20 protein-coding genes are annotated in these 18,103 nt (G+C 70.4%); 4 read left to right on the top strand and 16 right to left on the bottom strand.

Annotated features, from left to right (window positions below):
- From BMZ18_RS18690 to sigE, 5 genes are all read right to left on the bottom strand, one after another.
- Positions 1–1,616, bottom strand: a 1,616-nt coding sequence (locus tag BMZ18_RS18690) for a DUF222 domain-containing protein (protein ID WP_074922381.1), incomplete at its 3' end; no start/stop codon positions are given.
- A 108-nt stretch (positions 1,617–1,724) separates the two neighbouring features.
- Entirely contained in the window at positions 1,725–2,147 is a 423-nt protein-coding gene (tatB, locus tag BMZ18_RS18685) for a Sec-independent protein translocase protein TatB (RefSeq protein WP_068366413.1), read from the bottom strand.
- A 28-nt stretch (positions 2,148–2,175) separates the two neighbouring features.
- Complete coding sequence (locus tag BMZ18_RS18680) at positions 2,176–3,645, bottom strand: S1C family serine protease (RefSeq protein WP_068366416.1); 1,470 nt, start codon at positions 3,643–3,645, stop codon at positions 2,176–2,178.
- A gap of 9 nt (positions 3,646–3,654) precedes the next feature.
- Positions 3,655–3,993, bottom strand: a complete 339-nt coding sequence (locus BMZ18_RS18675; RefSeq protein ID WP_068366418.1) for a hypothetical protein — start codon at positions 3,991–3,993, stop codon at positions 3,655–3,657.
- Between the two features lie 80 nt (positions 3,994–4,073).
- Complete coding sequence (sigE, locus tag BMZ18_RS18670; protein WP_068366421.1) at positions 4,074–4,748, bottom strand: RNA polymerase sigma factor SigE; 675 nt, start codon at positions 4,746–4,748, stop codon at positions 4,074–4,076.
- 294 nt (positions 4,749–5,042) lie between these two features.
- Here sigE and BMZ18_RS18665 point away from each other — a divergent pair, with 294 nt between their 5' ends.
- Positions 5,043–5,660 (top strand): O-methyltransferase, encoded by a 618-nt coding sequence (locus BMZ18_RS18665; protein ID WP_068366473.1) that lies wholly within the window; start codon positions 5,043–5,045, stop codon positions 5,658–5,660.
- Between the two features lie 10 nt (positions 5,661–5,670).
- On the opposite strand, the gene glgC is transcribed toward BMZ18_RS18665, so the two are convergent.
- A complete protein-coding gene (glgC, locus tag BMZ18_RS18660; RefSeq protein WP_068102310.1) occupies positions 5,671–6,885 on the bottom strand; it encodes a glucose-1-phosphate adenylyltransferase in 1,215 nt (404 codons plus the stop codon).
- Between the two features lie 77 nt (positions 6,886–6,962).
- Between glgC and glgA the strand changes: the two genes are divergently transcribed.
- Positions 6,963–8,129 carry a glycogen synthase gene (glgA, locus tag BMZ18_RS18655; protein WP_068366424.1) on the top strand — a complete coding sequence of 389 codons (1,167 nt, stop codon included), beginning with the start codon at positions 6,963–6,965 and terminating at the stop codon, positions 8,127–8,129.
- On the opposite strand, the gene BMZ18_RS18650 is transcribed toward glgA, so the two are convergent.
- The 10 genes from BMZ18_RS18650 to dapE all read right to left on the bottom strand — a co-directional run bounded on the left by BMZ18_RS18650 (position 8,108) and on the right by dapE (position 16,479).
- On the bottom strand, positions 8,108–8,938 hold the full coding sequence (locus tag BMZ18_RS18650; RefSeq protein WP_068366426.1) for a methyltransferase domain-containing protein: 831 nt from the start codon (positions 8,936–8,938) through the stop codon (positions 8,108–8,110). The genes glgA and BMZ18_RS18650 overlap by 22 nt on opposite strands.
- A 112-nt stretch (positions 8,939–9,050) precedes the next feature.
- On the bottom strand, positions 9,051–9,218 hold the full coding sequence (locus BMZ18_RS18645) for a DUF3117 domain-containing protein (RefSeq protein WP_008714277.1): 168 nt from the start codon (positions 9,216–9,218) through the stop codon (positions 9,051–9,053).
- Positions 9,219–9,406: 188 nt separating this feature from the next.
- Positions 9,407–9,973 carry a DNA-3-methyladenine glycosylase I gene (locus BMZ18_RS18640; RefSeq protein ID WP_068366476.1) on the bottom strand — a complete coding sequence of 189 codons (567 nt, stop codon included), beginning with the start codon at positions 9,971–9,973 and terminating at the stop codon, positions 9,407–9,409.
- Positions 9,973–10,287, bottom strand: coding sequence for a DivIVA domain-containing protein (locus tag BMZ18_RS18635; RefSeq protein WP_068102315.1), 315 nt, complete (start codon positions 10,285–10,287; stop codon positions 9,973–9,975). Before BMZ18_RS18635 ends, BMZ18_RS18640 begins: the two co-directional genes overlap by 1 nt.
- A gap of 34 nt (positions 10,288–10,321) precedes the next feature.
- Complete coding sequence (locus BMZ18_RS18630) at positions 10,322–11,257, bottom strand: glucosyl-3-phosphoglycerate synthase (RefSeq protein ID WP_068366429.1); 936 nt, start codon at positions 11,255–11,257, stop codon at positions 10,322–10,324.
- Positions 11,254–12,123 (bottom strand): dihydropteroate synthase, encoded by an 870-nt coding sequence (gene folP / locus BMZ18_RS19925; protein WP_068366432.1) that lies wholly within the window; start codon positions 12,121–12,123, stop codon positions 11,254–11,256. The genes BMZ18_RS18630 and folP overlap by 4 nt, the downstream gene beginning before the upstream one ends.
- Positions 12,124–12,188: 65 nt before the next feature.
- Positions 12,189–13,961 (bottom strand): long-chain-acyl-CoA synthetase, encoded by a 1,773-nt coding sequence (locus BMZ18_RS18620; protein ID WP_068366435.1) that lies wholly within the window; start codon positions 13,959–13,961, stop codon positions 12,189–12,191.
- A gap of 85 nt (positions 13,962–14,046) precedes the next feature.
- The gene (locus BMZ18_RS18615; protein WP_244516603.1) at positions 14,047–14,631 is read right to left on the bottom strand and encodes an LOG family protein; all 585 of its coding nucleotides are present in this window, start codon (positions 14,629–14,631) and stop codon (positions 14,047–14,049) included.
- Positions 14,604–15,338 (bottom strand): LOG family protein, encoded by a 735-nt coding sequence (locus BMZ18_RS18610; RefSeq protein ID WP_068366441.1) that lies wholly within the window; start codon positions 15,336–15,338, stop codon positions 14,604–14,606. Before BMZ18_RS18610 ends, BMZ18_RS18615 begins: the two co-directional genes overlap by 28 nt.
- Positions 15,339–15,348: 10 nt before the next feature.
- A complete protein-coding gene (gene dapE, locus BMZ18_RS18605; protein WP_068366445.1) occupies positions 15,349–16,479 on the bottom strand; it encodes a succinyl-diaminopimelate desuccinylase in 1,131 nt (376 codons plus the stop codon).
- Between the two features lie 50 nt (positions 16,480–16,529).
- On the opposite strand from dapE, the gene dapD reads away from it, so the two are divergent.
- Positions 16,530–17,480 (top strand): 2,3,4,5-tetrahydropyridine-2,6-dicarboxylate N-succinyltransferase, encoded by a 951-nt coding sequence (gene dapD, locus BMZ18_RS18600; RefSeq protein WP_074922379.1) that lies wholly within the window; start codon positions 16,530–16,532, stop codon positions 17,478–17,480.
- A 35-nt stretch (positions 17,481–17,515) separates the two neighbouring features.
- Positions 17,516–18,055 carry a GNAT family N-acetyltransferase gene (locus BMZ18_RS18595; protein WP_068366448.1) on the top strand — a complete coding sequence of 180 codons (540 nt, stop codon included), beginning with the start codon at positions 17,516–17,518 and terminating at the stop codon, positions 18,053–18,055.
- Positions 18,056–18,103 lie beyond the last annotated feature (48 nt).

Here is an 18,103-nt window from a genome sequence, read left to right as displayed (position 1 = left end):
TGGTGGAACCGGCATTTCGCCCCCAACCCGTGGGCCGACGTCTGTCCGCCCTTCTCGGGGTGGGTGTGGTCGTATTCGGTGATGTGGTCGAGGTCCCCGTCCCACGCGGGTCTGTTGCAGCCGGGCCAGGTGCAGAACAGATCGCGCGCACGGATGTACGCATCGAGGGCTGCAGAGGGGCGGTAGGGGTTCGACGGTTGCGTCGCCGGCAGTGGGGTGTCGGTGCCGTCCCCCAACGGCCGGATGATCGTGCCGGGGTCGGCGGCGAGGTCGCGGACGTGGGCGCCGGAGATGATGCCAATGCCGGGGAGGAACCCGACACCGTCGACGAAGTCCAGGCCGACAGGCTCCTCGCATCCCCGGGAGTGGTCGGCCGCGTCGCCGGCAGCGACATCATCGGTGACGTTCGGTCGATCCGATGACACCGGCTGCGCTGCAACCGATTCTGTTGCCGCACACGCCGACGCGGCCGGTTCCGTCGCAACGGCGTCCGGACCGGACGGTTCCGCCGCGATCGACTCGACCGAGGCCGAGCCCGCGGCCACCGGTTCCGGCGCAGGCGATTCCGGTGCCATCGTCTCGGCCGAGACCGGATTCGCTGCACTGTCGGCCTCGACCTCGTCGGTGTCGGTCTGGGCGTCGGGCCGAAGCGGCGCGGCGGCGTTCAGGTACGGCCGCGGGAGGTGCTGCGGTGACCGGCAGACGCGCTCGTTCTCGGGGGCGGGGACGGGGCCGGTGAGGGTGGTGGTGTCGGTGACCAGATGGATCACGATCCGCGGGGCGGTCGCCGCGAACTTGGTCAGGTCGATGTTCTTGTAGCGGCAGTCGGTGAAGGGGCGGTCACAGTTGCAGCCGAATCCGGTTTGGGTGATCAACGCGTAATGCGCATCGGACGCCCGCGCGGCCTTGGAGCGGGTGTCCTTCGGGCACACCTGCGCAGCCAACCTCGTCACGGCCGCATGGAGCGCGACGATGTCCTCCGCCGGCCGGGTGTCCGTCGCCGACGCCAAACCGTCACGGCCGATCTCGACGGTGAACTCCCGATTCCGCTTCGCCTTCTCCCGCCGGGCGCGGACGGCATCGGGATCACGGCGGTCGACCATCATGTCCACCATGGCCTCCATCCGCGCCGGCGACCACGACCCCGCTCTGCGGAGAGCGCGGGCGATGTCGGCGTCCACCAACGCCGCGTAGCACTGCCCTTCGATGAGTTCGGTGCGGGAGACGATGGTGCGGATGTGATGCGGGGTGACCACCCCGCCCCGCAGGCACTCCGCCACGAGAGGGAGCCGGTCCCGCAACGCGACGGCGTCGGTGAGCAGGGTGCGGGCAGCCCCCTGCGTGATCGACAACGTGGTGGCGATGGTGGCGGCGCAGCGGGTGTGCGCATCGAGCTCACGCCGGTCCTCGTCCTCGAACGGCTCCACCAACTCCGCGTGCATGGCGGCGGCGAGCTGGTATTCGAACCACTTCAGGTACGCGACCCCGGCGGCGGCGTGGACGAGCCCGTCCAGCGCCTGCGAGGAGGGGAGGTCGGTGGTCGCGGGCAGACCCAGGGCAGCGTGATCGAGCGCCGCCCACGGAACGGCACCTGCCCCCACCTGCACACCCGCCATACCTTCGACCCCCCAGTCGCTCGTATGTTCGAGTGTACCGGCACCCACCGACACGGTCCATGACACCCACGCACGAACCGGGAGGCGTCGCAGATCGGGTGGCGCAGATCAGGTGGCGTCGGGGTCGATCGGGGGTCGCTCGTTGCCGGCCAGAGAGTCGCGCGCGGGGTCCTTCGACAGCGACGGGCGCGACGACGGGGACTGTGATCCGGTGGCGGGCGCTCCCCCGGCGGGCTTGTCGAAGTTGCCGGTGAAGATGGAGTCGTCGCCGTCGAGGAGGTGCTTGGTCACCACGGCGCGCGGGGTCATCTTGCGAAGCTGGTTGAGGTCGGCGAGCGGCTTGCGGAGGTCGTCGAAATCGGTTCCCAGCTCGCTCTTGAGCTGAGCGCTGGCGCCGGACGCGTAGTCACGCACCTGACGCAGGGACTTGGTCACCCAGGTGACGGCACCGGGCAGACGCTCGGGCCCGAGGACGACGAGTGCGGCGATGAGGAGGACGAGCATCTCGCCCCAACCGATGTTCGCGAACACCGCTACAGCCTACGGGGCCGAGCCACGGTCACGCGTCCGACGTGGGTGTGACGGTGATGTCCACGGTGCGACCCGATCGCACCACCTGTACCGGGATGGACTGGCCGATCTGCTGCTCCTGGACGGCGACCACGAGCTCGTCGGCGCCGGCCACGGACCGGTTGCCCACCCGCACGATGACGTCGCCCTCGACGATGCCCGCCTGCTGCGCCGGACCGCCCGCCGTCACGTTGGCCACCCGAGCACCACTGAGCGCGTCGTTGACGACGGTGCGCGCCGTGACCCCGATGTCGGGATGGATCATCGACCCGGTGCGAATGAGCGACTGCACCACCTCGGTGACGTCGTCGATCGGGATCGCGAACCCCAGTCCGACCGAGCCGCCGCTCTCGCTGCGGATCGCGGAATTGATGCCGATGACCCGTCCCTCGGCGTCGACGAGGGGGCCACCGGAATTGCCCGGGTTGATGGCGGCGTCCGTCTGCACGGCGTCGATGACCGCATCGGTGTCGGTCCCCTCGCCGGACAGCCGCACCGGTCGATCGAGCGCACTCACGATCCCTCGGGTGACGGTCTTGCTCAGACCCAATGGAGATCCGACCGCGACGACGTCGTCACCGACCTGAACGTCCTCGGAGCGTCCCAGCTGCGCGACGGTGAGGCCGGCGACGTCGGTCGACAGGACGGCGAGGTCGGTCTTGGTGTCGCGGCCGACGATGCGCGCCGGCACCTTGGTCCCGTCGGAGAAGGTGACCGACAGGGTCGCGTCGGGATTGGTGGCGGCCATCGAGATCACGTGATTGTTGGTGACGATGTACCCCGCGCCGTCGACGACGACGCCGGACCCGGTGCCGGCGCTCTCTCCGAACGTCTCCTGCACCGACACCACCGACGGCAGGACGGCCTCGGCCACCCGGGCGACCTGGCCGGGCGGGAGGTCGCTCCCCTCCTGCGCGAGCGTCACGCGGGAGCTCGTCAGCGACCCCCCGAGATCGGCGGCAATACTGCCGACCACGCCACCCAGCAGGCCAATGACCAGCGCCACCGCGGCGAGGGCGGCGAGCGCACGAGCGCCGACACGACGACCGAACAGCACCTCCCGGACGCCCAGCTTCTCCCCCGGCGCCAGGGGCACCGGATCCGGAGGTACCTCGGCCGGGGATACCGAGGTCACCGGTGCGGCCGGGTCACGCCAGGGATCGACCGGTGCGGGGACCTCCTCGGCCGGACCGTCGTCCGCCGGCTCCCGCATCAGGGACTCGGTCGCCCCCGGCGGACGTCCGAACGCCTCGGCGAGCATCGGGTCGGGCGGTGGCGACGACGGAAGACCGTCCGAGGTGCGATCCGAGGGCGCCGGGAACGAGCCGTCGACGCCGTCGGGACGCCCGAACGCCAGGGACGTATGGGAATCGACGACGGGTCGATAGAGGGGACGCGGCGGCAGCCGACGCTCGGCGTCGGTCCGATCGGCCGGGGCGTCCGTTCCGTCAGGCTCCACTCGCGCAGGCTACCGTCGCCGGAATCGGCCGGACAGGCCGGACGCGATCCCCCCGCGGAACGACGGCAGCGCGCCGGGGCGGCTGTCACCGGGAGCGCAGGGATGACGGTCGGGGATCTGGTGGAGGAGTCCCATGAGCGAACTCGGCATGGTCACCTGCTCCGACGACCGCAGCGCGATCCGCGCCTGCTGCTGCGCATCCACCTCGGCCGCGCAGTCCGGACACTGCGACACGTGGTGGGCGGCGCGCAGGTATGCGTTCATCCGCAGTTCGCCGTCGACGTACGCCGCCACGGCCTCGCTGGCGAGGTGTTCGGTGGGGTTGAACTGACGACGCTCGCGGGTCATGGTTCTCCTCCACTGCTGTGCGCGGACTGCCGGTGCGGTGACGCTCCCTTACGAAGATACTGAACGGACGGCGGGACCGATCAGTTCCCGCGCGACCCGGCCCGTGTCCCGCTCTCGGTGCGGGTGGCGGCCAGGTGATCACGCAGGGCCTGCCGACCGCGGTGGATCCGGCTGCGCACCGTGCCGAGCTTGACCCCGAGGGTCGCGCCGATCTCTTCGTACGACAGGCCTTCGATGTCGCACAGGACGATCGCCGCGCGGAACTCCGGCGCCAGCGAGTCGAGGGCGGCCTGCAGGTCCGGGTCGAGGCGGGCGTCGTGGTAGATCTGCTCGGGGTCCGGCCGATCCGACGGCACCCGCTCGTAGTCCTCCGGCAGGGCCTCCATCCGGATGCGGCTCCGGCGACGCACCATGTCCAGGAAGAGGTTGGTGGTGATGCGGTGCAGCCAGCCCTCGAACGTGCCGGGCTGGTAGTTCTGCAGGGAGCGGAACACGCGGATGAAGGTGTCCTGCGTCAGATCCTCGGCGTCCTGCGCGTTGCCGGAGAGCCGGTAGGCCAGGCGGTAGACCCGATCACCGTGCTCACGGACCAATTCGTCCCAGGACGGCATGGACGTGGCGTCGCCGGTGGCGTCGAAGACCGCGGTTCCGGACAGCGGGGCCTCGGTATGGGAGGTGTCGGCCAGGGAGGTGCCGGGCAGGGCGTCTCCGGACGCGGAGGTCTCGGCGGCATGTTCGCGTGCACTGGTGTTCATGTGATCCTCTGGGTCCTCCTGGTCGGGGGATCGACGATCGGCCGTCGGCTCTGGCCGTGATTCGGTGATGCGGACAACTCGGACTGGTGCCCGTTTGTTCCGGTACCCGTTTCTGCCACGTCCGACGCCGTGCGTGCGCTCCGGCGAACTCGCGTAGTAGAAGCATGACCGCCGCGGGTGTGCGACCCGTGTGAGAAAGCTGAGCGCCCCCTGAGAGTCCGAGCCGCTGCATCGTCCGCCGCGGGCCGGACCCCGTTCGCTACTGTCTGCGCTGTGACTGTCGACGCCGCGACGATGCTGACCTACGCCGAGAACTCCGTCGTCGAGGACGACGTGCTGGTGGCCGCGCGCGAGCGGGCCGACGATCTCGGCGCTGCCCCGGTCCCCCCGTCCGTCGGCGCGGCGCTGAGCATGATCGCGCAACTGTCCGGCGCCCGCACCGTGGTGGAGGTCGGCACCGGCGCCGGTGTCAGCGGACTGTGGCTGCTCGACGGCATGCGTGCCGACGGCGTCCTCACGACCATCGACAGCGAACCCGAGCACCAGCGCGCGGCGCGGGAGTCGTTCCGCGCCGGCGGCATCGCCCCGTCGCGAACGCGGTTGATCAACGGACGGGCGATGGACGTTCTCCCCCGGCTCGCCGACGCGTCCTACGACCTGGTCTTCGTCGACGCCACACCGCGCGACCACGTCGGGTTCGTGACCGAGGGCGTGCGCATGCTGCGTCCCGGCGGCGCGCTGATCCTGCACAACGCGTTGCTCGGCGGGCGGGTGGCCGACACGGCCGCGCGTGACGAGGCCACCGTCGCGGTCCGGGCCGCGGCGCGGGCGATCGCCGAGAACGAGGCGCTCACCGCCGTCGTCCTGCCGCTGGGCGACGGCCTGCTCTGCGCCTCGCGCCTGCCGGAGTGACGCGCGGGAGCTAGATCCACACGCCCTTGCCGACGGCGACCACGCCGCCGGCCGAGACGGTGAACCGGTCCTTGTCGCGTTCGCGGTCGACCCCGATGATCTCGCCGGGGTTCACCACGACGTTCTTGTCCAGAATGGCGTTGCGCACCACGGCGTTCCGACCGATGCGCACCCCCGGCATGATGACGCTGCCCTCGACCGTGGCACCCGCGTCGATCATGACCGACGAGCTGAGGACCGAATTCCGAACCGTGGCGGCGGAGAGGATGCTGCCGGCACCGACGATCGACTCCTGCGCCAGTCCGCCCTGGACGAACTTCGCGGGCGGCAAATTCTCGGCGGCGCCGCGAATGGGCCACCGCTTGTTGTAGAGGTTGAACACGGGGTGCACGGACACCAGATCCATGTGCGCGTCGTAGAACGCGTCGATGGTGCCGACGTCGCGCCAGTAGCCCTTGTCGCGCTCGGTCGCCCCGGGCACCACGTTGTCCTTGAAGTCGTACACCGACGCCATGCCGGCCTCGACGAGAGCCGGAATGATGTTGCCGCCCATGTCGTGATCGGAGTCGGTGTTCTCCGCGTCAGCCTTGATCGCGTCGACGAGCACCTTGGTGGTGAAGACGTAGTTGCCCATCGAGGCGAAGGTCGTCGTGGGATCGTCCGGCGTCCCCGGCGGATCGGCCGGTTTCTCGAGGAACTGCGTGATGTTGCCCGCGGCGTCGCTGTCGATGCAGCCGAAAGCCGTTGCCTCGCTGCGCGGCACGCGAATACCGGCGACGGTGACCCCGGCGCCGGAATCGATGTGCTGCTGCACCATCTGCTCGGGGTCCATGCGGTAGACGTGGTCCGCGCCGAACACGACGATGTACTCCGGATCCTCGTCGTACACCAGGTTCAGGGACTGGAAGATCGCGTCCGCACTGCCGGTGTACCACCGCGGGCCGAGACGCTGCTGCGCCGGCACCGGGGTGATGTACTCGCCGCCGAACCCGGAGAGCCGCCATGTCTGGGAGATGTGCCGGTCCAGGGAGTGGGACTTGTACTGCGTCAGCACGCACAGGCGCAGATACCCGGCGTTGACGAGGTTGCTCAGCACGAAATCGATGAGGCGGTAGGCACCGCCGAAGGGCACCGCGGGTTTCGCCCGATCCGCCGTCATGGGAAAGAGCCGTTTGCCCTCGCCGCCGGCGAGCACGATTCCGAGTACATGCGGCTGGGTCCTCACGAGTACCAACCTATCGGGTTGTGACGGGGCAGCGTCGGATATGGATCGAATGGACTCCGACGCGTTACGTTTCTCTCATGCGCGTCGCGATGATGACCAAGGAATATCCCCCGGAGATCTACGGCGGCGCCGGTGTGCACGTCACCGAATTGGTCCGGCGCCTGCGCGATCTGTGCGAGGTCGACGTCCACTGCACGGGCGCCCCGCGGGACACCGCGATCGTTCACTCCCCCGATCCGGCGCTGGCCGACGCCAACCCGGCCCTGACCACCCTGTCGAGCGGGCTGCGCATGGCCGCGGCCGCCGCCGAGGCGGACGTCGCCCACTCGCACACCTGGTACACCGGCCTCGCCGGTCACCTGGCGGCCGAGCTCCACGGCATCCCGCACGTGCTCACCGCCCACTCGCTCGAGCCTCGCCGTCCGTGGAAGGCCGAACAGCTCGGCGGCGGGTACCGCGTCTCGTCGTGGTCCGAGCGGAACGCCGTCGAGTACGCCGACGCCGTCATCGCGGTCAGCGACGGCATGAAGGCCGACGTCCTGGACTGCTACCCCCGGCTCGACCCGGCCCGAATTCATGTGGTGCGCAACGGAATCGACACCACCGTGTGGCACCCCGGTCCCGCCGAGGCGAACGACGAACCCGCCCTGACGTCCCTCGGCGTCCGCACCGACCGCCCCATCGTCGCGTTCGTCGGCCGCATCACCCGCCAGAAGGGCGTCGGACATCTGGTGGCCGCCGCCCACGCGTTCGACCCGTCGATCCAGCTGGTGCTCTGCGCCGGCGCGCCCGACACTCCCGAGATCGCCGTCGAGACCGAGCGCGCCGTGGCCGAGCTGTCGGAGAAGCGCGGCAACGTCTTCTGGGTGCGCGAGATGTTGCCGACCGAGCAGATCCGCCAGATTCTCACCGCTGCTGCGGTGTTCGTCTGTCCGTCGGTGTACGAGCCGCTCGGCATCGTCAACCTCGAGGCGATGGCATGCGAGACGGCCGTGGTCGCGTCCGACGTCGGCGGCATCCCCGAGGTGGTCGCCGACGGCCGCACCGGCACCCTGGTCCATTACGACGCCGCCGACACCGGCGCCTTCGAGGCCGATCTGGCCGCGGCCGTCAACGCCCTGGTGGCGGACGAGGAACGCAGCCGGGCCTTCGGCGTCGCGGGCCGCGAGCGTGCCGTCGCCGAGTTCGCGTGGGAGTCGATCGCGCAGCAGACGCTGGAGGTCTACACGGCGGCGGGCCGGTAGACCGAGACCGTCACCGCCACGGTGACCTCGATCGGGGTCGGGAGGGCCGTCACCCGCGCCGCCAGCTCGGCGGGGGTGACGTGGCGCGCCGACGGGCCCATGCCGACCACGGCGCCGACCTCCTCCGGCGCCAGCGACATCGGGTAGCCGACCGCGCGGCGGTCCGTGCGGTCGAAGGTCCCGGCGAGGGAGTCGCCGAGTCGACGCGTCTTGTGCTCGTCCACGCGGATCAGGTCCAGCGCCGTCACCAGCTCCTGCAGGTGTCGCTCGGTGGGAGTGACCACGACCAGTCGACCGCCGGGCGCCAGGACGCGCGCCAGCTCCGGCACGTTGCGCGGGGAGAAGATCGACAGCGCCGTGTCGATCACGCCCGTGCGCACGGGAAGTGCGGTCCACACGTCGGCGACGACGGACGCGGCACGCGGATGCGCTCGGGCGGCCCGCCGCGCGGCCGCCTTGGACACGTCGACTCCGACCCCCACTGCACTGTCGCCCACGGTGTCGAGGACACGCGCGAGGTACTGGCCCGTCCCGACCCCGACGTCGAGGATCCGGTGACCGTCCGCCACGTCGGCGACGGCATCCATGATCGGGTCGTACAGGCCCGAGCCGAGGAACCGATCCCGCGCGGCCACCATCTCCGTGCTGTCGCCGGTGAACTTGCCGCCACCGCCGGACAGCAGGCTGACGTGCCCGCCCCGCGCGACGTCGAAGGTGTGGCCGCTCTCGCACAGCAGCGTGGGCGGGTCGGCGTCCAGTCCGGCGCCGCAGTGCGGGCAGGCCAGCAGGGCCACGGCCTCGTCGATCATCGGTGCAGCCTCTCCTCCGCTCGTGCAGGGCCCTGTGCCGGCGGCAGCCCCAGTGACGGCAACAGCCCCGCCGGAACATCCGACGGGGCCGTGCGCGAGTGCAGTTCGCTTCTCAGCCGGTGACGCCCTTGAGCTCGTCGCCCAGTGCGGCCGCCTCGTCGGGAGTGAGCTCGACGACCAGACGTCCTCCGCCCTCGAGTGGAACCCGCATGACGATTCCTCGTCCTTCCTTGGTCGCCTCGAGCGGACCGTCGCCGGTCCGGGGCTTCATGGCCGCCATCCTCTGCTCCCTCCAGATCTGCGCCGACCTGCTCCGCGCATGACATGTTCCTCTCGCGCTCCGCCGGGGTCCGGCGAGGTGCGTGGACCATATTCTTCCCTATCGAACGGAACGACGGGGAACGGACACCCCCTTCCGCGCCCTGCGCACATCCCCTCCGCGCCCAGCGCACGCCCAGCGCACACCCCTCAGCGCGTCCGCGGAACCCAGCAGTCCTGCAGGTGGTCGTCGACCATTCCCGTCGCCTGCATGAGGGCGTAGGCCGTCGTCGGACCGACGAAGCGGAAGCCCCGTTTCTTCAGCGCGGTCGCCATCGCGGTCGACTCGGCCGTCACCGCCGGGACGTCGGCAGCGGTGATCGGCCGCGGACGCGGCGGGGGCGCGTAGGACCACAGCAGGGCATCGAGGTCGACGTTCTCCGACACCAGGACACGCGCGTTGGCGACCGTCGCGAGGATCTTCGCGCGGTTGCGCACGATGCCGGCGTCCGCGAGCAGCCGCTCGACGTCGTCGTCGCCGAACGTGGCGACGACGTCCGGGTCGAAGTCCGCGAACGCGGACCGGAACGCCTCGCGCTTGCGGAGCACCGTGATCCACGACAGGCCCGATTGGAACGCCTCGAGGCTGAGGCGCTCGAACAGAGCACGGTTACCGCGCACCGGTTGCCCCCACTCCTCGTCGTGGTAGCGCGAGTAGAGGGGGTTCTCGGCCGGGTCCGGAGACCAGGTGCAGCGGACCCGACCGTCGCTGTGGATCACGGGTCGGCCGGCTCCGGAGGGGGTGCGGTCCTGTCTCGCTCGGCGAGACGCGTTCGCAGCGAGTCGATCTCGTCGGCGAGACGGTCGAGGGCCCAGTCGACCTCGCCGCAGTCGTAGCCGCGCGGGCGCAGCCGGAACCGCAACGCGCGGACGTCGCGCCCCGTGACGCCCTGTGCGGGCAGCGCCGTGGCAGTGGTCTCGGGCGGGAGCGGTTCCATCTCCTCGCCCCGCCCGAACACCACCGAGGCGAGGAGGAACAGCACGACGGCCACGACCGCGATCGAGACGACGTACAGCAGGATCGTCACCATGGCGCCGATCCTGTCACGAGGGATGCGGTTCGAGTCACCGCGTGCGGTCGGCCCACGGTCGGACCGTGCGCATCGGCGGCCTGTCGGCGAGAGAGACGTCGGTGACCGAGGCGACGAATTCGCTTCCCTCCGGGCGGAACTGGGTGATGCCGACGCCGGAATCGGTGATCCCGGACCGGCCGAGCATGGTGCCGACGACCTGCCGACTCATGGCCCCCAACTGGTCGAGGGGGCGGTTCCGGTGCCGCCTCACCCCCAGATCCACCTGTCCGATCGCCCCGAGGCCGTACCGGTCGTAGGTGTCCATGAGCAGCCCGATCTCCACGCCGTACCCCGGCGCGAACGGCACCGCGGTCAACAGCTCGCGGGTGCCGGCGTACTCCCCGCCGAGCGGTTGCACGATGCCCCCCAGCTCCGGCCGCAGCGCGGCGAGCAGGGGACGGGCGACGAGTTCGGTGACCCGCCCGCCGCTGTGGGCCTCGCTCGACCCGGCGAGCGGACGACGATAGAACCCTTTCACCAGATGCAGGCCGCGTCGGGTGAGCAACGGCCCGAGGAGCTTCGGGACGAAGCCCGGGTCCGGGTCGATGAGATCGGAGTCGACGAACACCACGATGTCCCCCGTGGTGGCGGCCAGTGACCGCCACAGCACCTCGCCCTTGCCGGGAGCAGTCGCGACCTCCGGGACCGCCTCCTCCCGTGTGACGACGTCCGCCCCGGCCTCCCGCGCGCGGGCGGCGGTGGCGTCGGTGGACCCCGAGTCCAGGACCACCAGTTCGTCGACGAGTCCGCCGACCAGCGGCGAGATGGAGGCGACGACGCCGCCGACGGTGGCCTCCTCGTCGAGCGCGGGCAGCACCACCGAGACGGTTCGATCGCCCTTCGCCGCGACGAGTTCGTCCACGGTCCACCGGGGATCGGACCAGGTGGTGCCGACGTCGGCGAGAGCGGGAACGGCCGACGAGGTCACGCGAGACCCCGCACCGTGCGAGCGGGCGGACGCGTTCCGGCGATCGCGGCGACCATGTCGACGACGCGTCGGGTGGGCCCGACCTCGTGGACCCGGAACATGCGCGCTCCGCGTTCGGCGCTCAGTGCTGTCGCGGCCAAGGTTCCCTCCAAGCGTTCGGCGAGTCCGACTCCCAGAGTCTCCCCCACGAAATCCTTGTTGCTCAGCGCCATCAGGACCGGCCATCCGCTGTTGACCAGACTGTCGACGTGCCGTAACAAGGCGAGCCCGTGGTGGGTGTTCTTGCCGAAGTCGTGCGTGGGATCCACCAGGATGCCGTCCTCGCGCACGCCGGCCTCGGCGGCGGCTTCGGCGGCGCGCGTCACCTCGGTCACTACGTCGTCCACGACGTCGGTGTACCGCACCCGGTGCGGGCGGGTGCGCGGCACGGCGCCACCGGTGTGCGAACACACGATGCCCGCCCCGACCTCGGCGGCCACGCCGACCAGATCGGGGTCGGCCCCCGCCCAGGTGTCGTTGATCAGATCGGCGCCCTCGGCGCAGGCCCGCCGCGCCACCTCGGCGCGCCAGGTGTCGACGCTGATCACCACGGTCGGATACGCCGACCGGATGGCCGCGACGAAGGGCACGACCCGTCGGGTCTCCTCCTCGACGTCCACGACGGTACCGGGGCCGGCCTTGACCCCGCCGATGTCGAGCACGTCGGCACCCTCGTCCACGGCACGATGCACCGCGGCCATCGCGGCGTCGTCGCCGAACGTCGCTCCCCGGTCGTAGAAGCTGTCCGGGGTGCGGTTGACGATGGCCATCACCAACGCGCGGTCGGTCGCGACGGGACGGCCGCAGAGGGTCGGGAACGGGTGCACCCGACCATCTTGCCTTCCCGCCGCGCCGGCCTCGCTCGGCCCCGCGACGCTCGGCCCCGCGACGCTCAGCCCTTGGGCAGCTTGCCGCCGCCGACCTCGTCGGCGTAGCCGTCGTAGAACTCGACGTAGCCGTCGGCCTTGCCCTTGAGCACGTACAGATCGCCGTCGCCGTCGCCGTACCCGGTCTTGCGCAGCTCGACCTTCTTGCTCTTGAAGGTGGAGGTGGCCTCGAGGGACTCGACCACGCGGACGAAGAGCGGAACCGCGTAGCTGGGCAGCGACTCGTACGCGTGGGTGGCGAGAGAGGCGCCGTCGAACTTCTTGCCGCTGCGCAGCGTCAGGGCCGCCATGCCGGCCTTGCCGTCGGTACCGGGGACGTCGACCCCGAAGACGACGGCCTGGTCGACGTCCGGGTGCGATCCGAGTGCGCCCTCGACCTGCGTGGTGGCGACGTTCTCACCCTTCCAGCGGAACGTGTCACCGAGCCGGTCGACGAACGAGACGTGGCGGAAACCCTGCTGGCGCACCAGGTCTCCGGTGTCGAACCAGCAGTCGCCGTCCTTGAAGCCGTCCTGCAGGAGCTTCTTCTTGGTGGCGTCCTCGTCGGAGTACCCGTCGAACGGTGCGCGGTCGGTGATCTTCGACAGCAGCAGACCCACGCCGCCGGCGGACACCTTGGTGAGCCGGCCGTTGCTGTCACGCTTGGCCTTGCCCGTCTCGTCGTCGTACTCGACCACGGCGTACGGCAGCGGACAGAACCCGGCCGTACGGTCGAGATTGAAGGCGTTGATGAACGCGATGTTGCACTCGCTGGCACCGTAGAACTCGGCGACGCGCGAGATGCCGAACCGGTCCTTGAATTCGTCCCAGATCTCCGGCCGCAGACCGTTGCCGACGATGAGCCGGATGGTGTTGTCCTTGTCGGTCGGCTTCTCGTCCTGGGTGAGCAGGTACCGGCAGAGCTCGCCGATGTAGGTGAACGCGGTGGCCTCGTTGGCCCGCACGTCGTCCCAGAACCGGGAGACCGAGAACTGGCGGCCGATGGCGATCGCCGCACCGGACGCGAGGACCGACGACAGCGACACCGTCAGCGCGTTGTTGTGGTACAGCGGGAGGCAGCAGTACAGCACGTCGTCCTTGCGGAGCCGCACACCCATGCTGCCCAGGCCGGACATCGACTTGAGCCACCGGAAGTGACTCATGAGGCTCGCCTTCGGCATGCCCGTCGTGCCGGAGGTGAAGATGTAGTACGCCTTCTCCTTGGCCTGGATCTCGGCCGTGACGGTGGGGTTCTCCGCACTGGCGGACTCGGCCAGCCGGTCGAGCTCGTCCGCGTGCAGCACCACCTTCTCCGGCAGGGCCTCGTCGAGGGAGTCGAGCGCCTCGAGGCAGTCCTCGTCGATGACGACCACCCGAGCGTCGAGGATGCCGAGACTGTGCTCGAGGACGTCGCCGCGCTGGTTGAAGTTCAACATGCCCGCGGTGGCGCCGAGCTTCACCGCCGCCAGGGCCACGAGCAGCGTGCGCATCGAGTTCTTGGCCAGTACGCCCACCACGTCGCCGCGCTGGACCCCCCGGTCCACGAGCACCGACGCGTAGCGGTTGACCAGATCGTTGGCCTGCCCGTACGTCAGGGTGTCGCCCTCGAAGCGGACGAAGGGACGCTCGGGGTGCTTGGCCGCGGCACGCTGGAAGATGAAGCCGATGGACTCCTTGTCCGTCGGCTTGCGCAGGAATCCCGGCACTCCCCGAATCACCGTCGGCAGCGCCGGGGCCATCTTCGCTGTCGCGGTGGCGAGATCCAGCAATCCGATCTTGTGACGAGCGTCGGCAGCCATACGTTTCCTCCCTGACGAGCCGGCCTTCGTCTGCGTCCGGCTTGTGACGATGCTTACCTTACCGATTGGTAAGTTTCACCACACGTCACACGACGAGATTGCACGCGTCGAGAGCGGCGCCGACGGTCTCCACCCGAATCAGGCGAGCGAGGGACGACGGGGAGACGAAACCGGTTCCCGACAGACCGTCGAGCCAGTCGAGCAGCGGCGCGAAGTGCCCAGTCGGATCCAAGAGCACGACCGGCTTGGAGTGCATGCCGAGATAGCCGGACGTCCAGGTCTCGAACAGCTCCTCGAGCGTGCCGATGCCTCCGGGGAGAGTCACGAAGGCGTCCGCGCGGTCGTCCATGATGCGCTTGCGCTCACGCATGGTCTCGGTGACCACCAACTCGTCGGCCTCGACGTCGGCGACCTCGCGTTCGACCAGCGCACGGGGGATGACACCCACGGTCCGACCCCCCGCCGCCCGGGTGGCCCGCGCGACCGCACCCATCATCGAGACGTTGCCACCGCCCGAGACGAGCGAGCCCCCGCGCCGGCCGATCTCGGTACCCAGCGCGGCTGCCAGGTCGAGGTGCCGTTGCTCGACCGGACCCGACGCGCAGTAGACGCAGACGGCCGTCCCGGCCGAACCCGCGGCCGTCACTGCTGCGCGCTCTCGTCGATCCACCGGACGACCTCGTCGACGTCGTCGGCGCACCGGATCAAGGCCACGTCGGACTCCGAAACGGTGCCCGCCTCGACCAGCGTCGTGGTGATCCACTCCAGCAGACCACCCCAGAATTCCGTGCCGAACAGAATGATCGGGAAGCGCGTGATCTTGCGGGTCTGGACGAGGGTCAGCGCCTCGAACATCTCGTCGAGCGTGCCGAAACCGCCCGGTAGACAGACGAACGCTTGCGAGTACTTCACGAACATCGTCTTGCGCACGAAGAAGTAGCGAAAGTTCACCCCGAGGTCGACCCACGGGTTGAGGGACTGCTCGAACGGCAGCTCGATGCCGAGGCCGACCGAGAGTCCACCCGCTTCGCACGCGCCCTTGTTGGCCGCCTCCATCGCGCCCGGGCCGCCGCCCGTCACCACGGCGTAGCCCGCCTCGGCGAGCGCGGCGCCCAACCGGACGCCCGACTCGTACACCGGCGACTCCGACGGCGTGCGTGCGGATCCGAACACCGTGACGGCGCGGGGCAGTTCGGCGAGCGCCCCGAACCCCTCGACGAACTCGCTCTGGATACGCAGCACCCGCCACGGGTCGGTGTGTACCCAGTCCGAGGGTCCTCGGTTGTCGAGCAGCCGTTGGTCCGTCGTCGAGTTCGCCCGAGTGCGGCGGTCCAGTATCGGGCCGCGGTAGCGCGCGGCCTGGCGATCCTGCGTCATGAGGGTGAGGTTAACGGCCCGACGCACCGCGTCCTGTGGTGAGGTGTCCGGTGGTGAGGTAGCGACGCAGGACGTCCGTCACGTGCGTGATCTGCTCGGTGGGCACGCGCTCGTCGCGCTTGTGGGCCAGATTGGGGTCGCCCGGCCCGTAGTTCACGGCCGGAATGCCGAGCGCCGAGAATCGGGAGACGTCGGTCCAGCCGTACTTGGCCCGGAACCGTCCCCCGGCCGCCTCCACCAGTGCGGCCGCGGCCGGCGCCGCGAGACCCGGCAGCGCCCCGGGCGACCGGTCGGTCACCTCGAGTCGCACGCCGTCGCCGGCCAGCACCTCCGAGGCGTGCGCCACGGCGTCGTCCACCGAGCGGTCCGGCGCGAACCGGAAGTTGACGTCGAGGGCCGCCTCGTCGGGCACCACGTTGCCCGCCACTCCCCCGACCACCCGAACGGCCTGCAGCCCTTCGCGATACACGCAGCCGTCGATGTCGACGGTCCGCGGCTCGTACGCCGCGAGCCGAGTCAGGACCGCGCCCAGCCGGTGAATCGCGTTGTCGCCCAGCCAGGATCGCGCCGAATGTGCGCGCACTCCCGCCGTCGTCACGCGGATGCGCAGCGTGCCCTGACACCCGGCCTCGATGAACCCGCCCGACGGCTCGCCGAGGATCGCGACGTCGCCGGCGAGCCACTCCGGCAGCTCGCGTTCGATGCGGCCGAGCCCGTTGGCGGTCGCCTCGATCTCCTCGCAGTCGTAGAAGATCAGCGTCAAGTCCGCGGCGGGGTCGGCCACGGTGGCCGCGAGGTGGAGGAACACCGCGTCGCCCGACTTCATGTCGACGGTGCCGCAGCCGTGCAGGACGTCGCCCTCGGGTCCCCCACGCTCGCGCCGCGACGGCACGTTGTCGGCGATCGGGACCGTGTCGAGGTGGCCGGCCAGGATCACGCGCGTCGGCAGGCCGCGGTGGGTCCGCGCCAGGACCGCGTTGCCCGAGCGGATCACCTCGAAGCCGGTGGTCTGCTCCCGCAGGGCGTGCTCGACGGCGGCTGCGAGCGTGGCCTCGTCGCGGGAGACGCTGGGGATGTCCACGAGGGCGGCGGTGAGGTCGATCGGGTCGGCGTGCAGGTCCAGGACCACGGGTGCGCTCACGATCGTCGACCCTACTGCCGTGTCACTGCCGTGCTCTAGGCTCGGGCACCGTGACCACAGGCGCATCGGCAACAGGACTCGCAACCATCACGACCTCGGGCACGGTGCTCGACACCTGGTACCCCGCTCCCGAACTGGGCGAGGTCACCGAGACCGGCACCACCCGCCTGCAGGGCGCGGACGTGCCCGAGGACCTGGCGTCGCTGGTCGGTGCCGACGACGCGCGCAGCGTCGACGTCGTCGCCGTGCGCACCACCATCGCCTCGCTGGAGGACGCCCCCACCGACGCGCACGACGTCTACCTTCGCCTGCATCTGCTCTCGCACCGCCTGGTCGCGCCGCACGGGGTCAACCTCGACGGACAGTTCGGCCTGCTCGCCAACGTCGTCTGGACCAACCACGGGCCGGCCGCCGTCGACGGGTTCGAGGTCACGCGTGCGCGACTCAAGGCCCGCGGCCCCGTCACCGTCTACGGCGTCGACAAGTTCCCGCGCCTGGTCGACTACGTGGTGCCGACCGGCGTGCGCATCGGCGACGCCGACCGGGTCCGACTGGGCGCGCATCTCGCGTCGGGGACCACGGTCATGCACGAGGGCTTCGTGAACTTCAACGCCGGCACGCTCGGCTCGTCGATGGTCGAGGGGCGCATCTCCGCCGGTGTCGTCGTCGGCGACGGGTCGGACGTCGGCGGCGGCGCGTCGATCATGGGCACCCTCTCGGGCGGCGGCAAGGCTGTCATCTCCGTCGGCGAGCGATGCCTGCTCGGCGCGAACGCGGGCCTGGGCATCTCGCTCGGCGACGACTGCGTGGTCGAGGCCGGGCTCTACATCACCGCGGGCACCAAGGTGACCGGACCCGACGGCACGGTGGTCAAGGCCGCGGCCCTCAGCGGTCGGTCGAACCTGCTGTTCCGCCGAAACTCCGTCTCCGGCGCCGTCGAGGTGGTTCCGTGGAAGGGCACCGGAGTCGAACTGAACTCCATCCTGCACGCCAACGACTGACCGCGGGTGCCGCGATCGGCAGATCCGGGGAGACCATGACCGAACCGTGCCTCGAGACCGTCGCCACCGAGGATCTGACCGAGCACGACGCACACCAGGCGGAAGCCCTGGTGCGGGCGGTGTTCGGCAGCGAGTTCGAACCGCACGACTGGGTGCACGCACTCGGCGGAACCCACGTGCTGGCGCGGCTGGACGGCCTGGTGATCGCGCACGCCGCGGCAGTGCCCCGTTTGCTCGTCCACGACGGCAAGGAGATCGACGGCCGCTATGTCGAGGCCGTGGCGGTCGACTCGGACCGCCGGGGCACCGGACTCGGCCGCATCGTCCTCGACCGTCTCGAAGCGGTGATCGAGGACGAGGGTGCGCTGGGCGTGCTCAACTCGCTGCCCGGCGCGATCGGTTTCTGGGAGGGCCGCGGGTGGGTGCGGTGGCGTGGCCTGCTCGGGGTGGTCGGGAACGGCGAGGACCCCCGGCCGCCGGCCGACGGCGAGAACGTCATGGTGTTCCGCCCGCCCAGCAGCATCGACGTCGAGGGCACGCTGTGCGTCAACAACCGTGTGGGACCGCGCTGGTAGTCGCCCGTCCCGGCAAGACGTGAATTCCCGTTCCACCCTTGACAGGCC

It is taken from the genome of Rhodococcoides kroppenstedtii (assembly GCF_900111805.1).
Classification (GTDB): Bacteria; Actinomycetota; Actinomycetes; order Mycobacteriales; family Mycobacteriaceae; genus Rhodococcoides; species Rhodococcoides kroppenstedtii.
The sequence above is the reverse complement of the archived record's forward strand: the minus strand, read 5'-3'. Positions and strand labels throughout refer to the sequence as shown.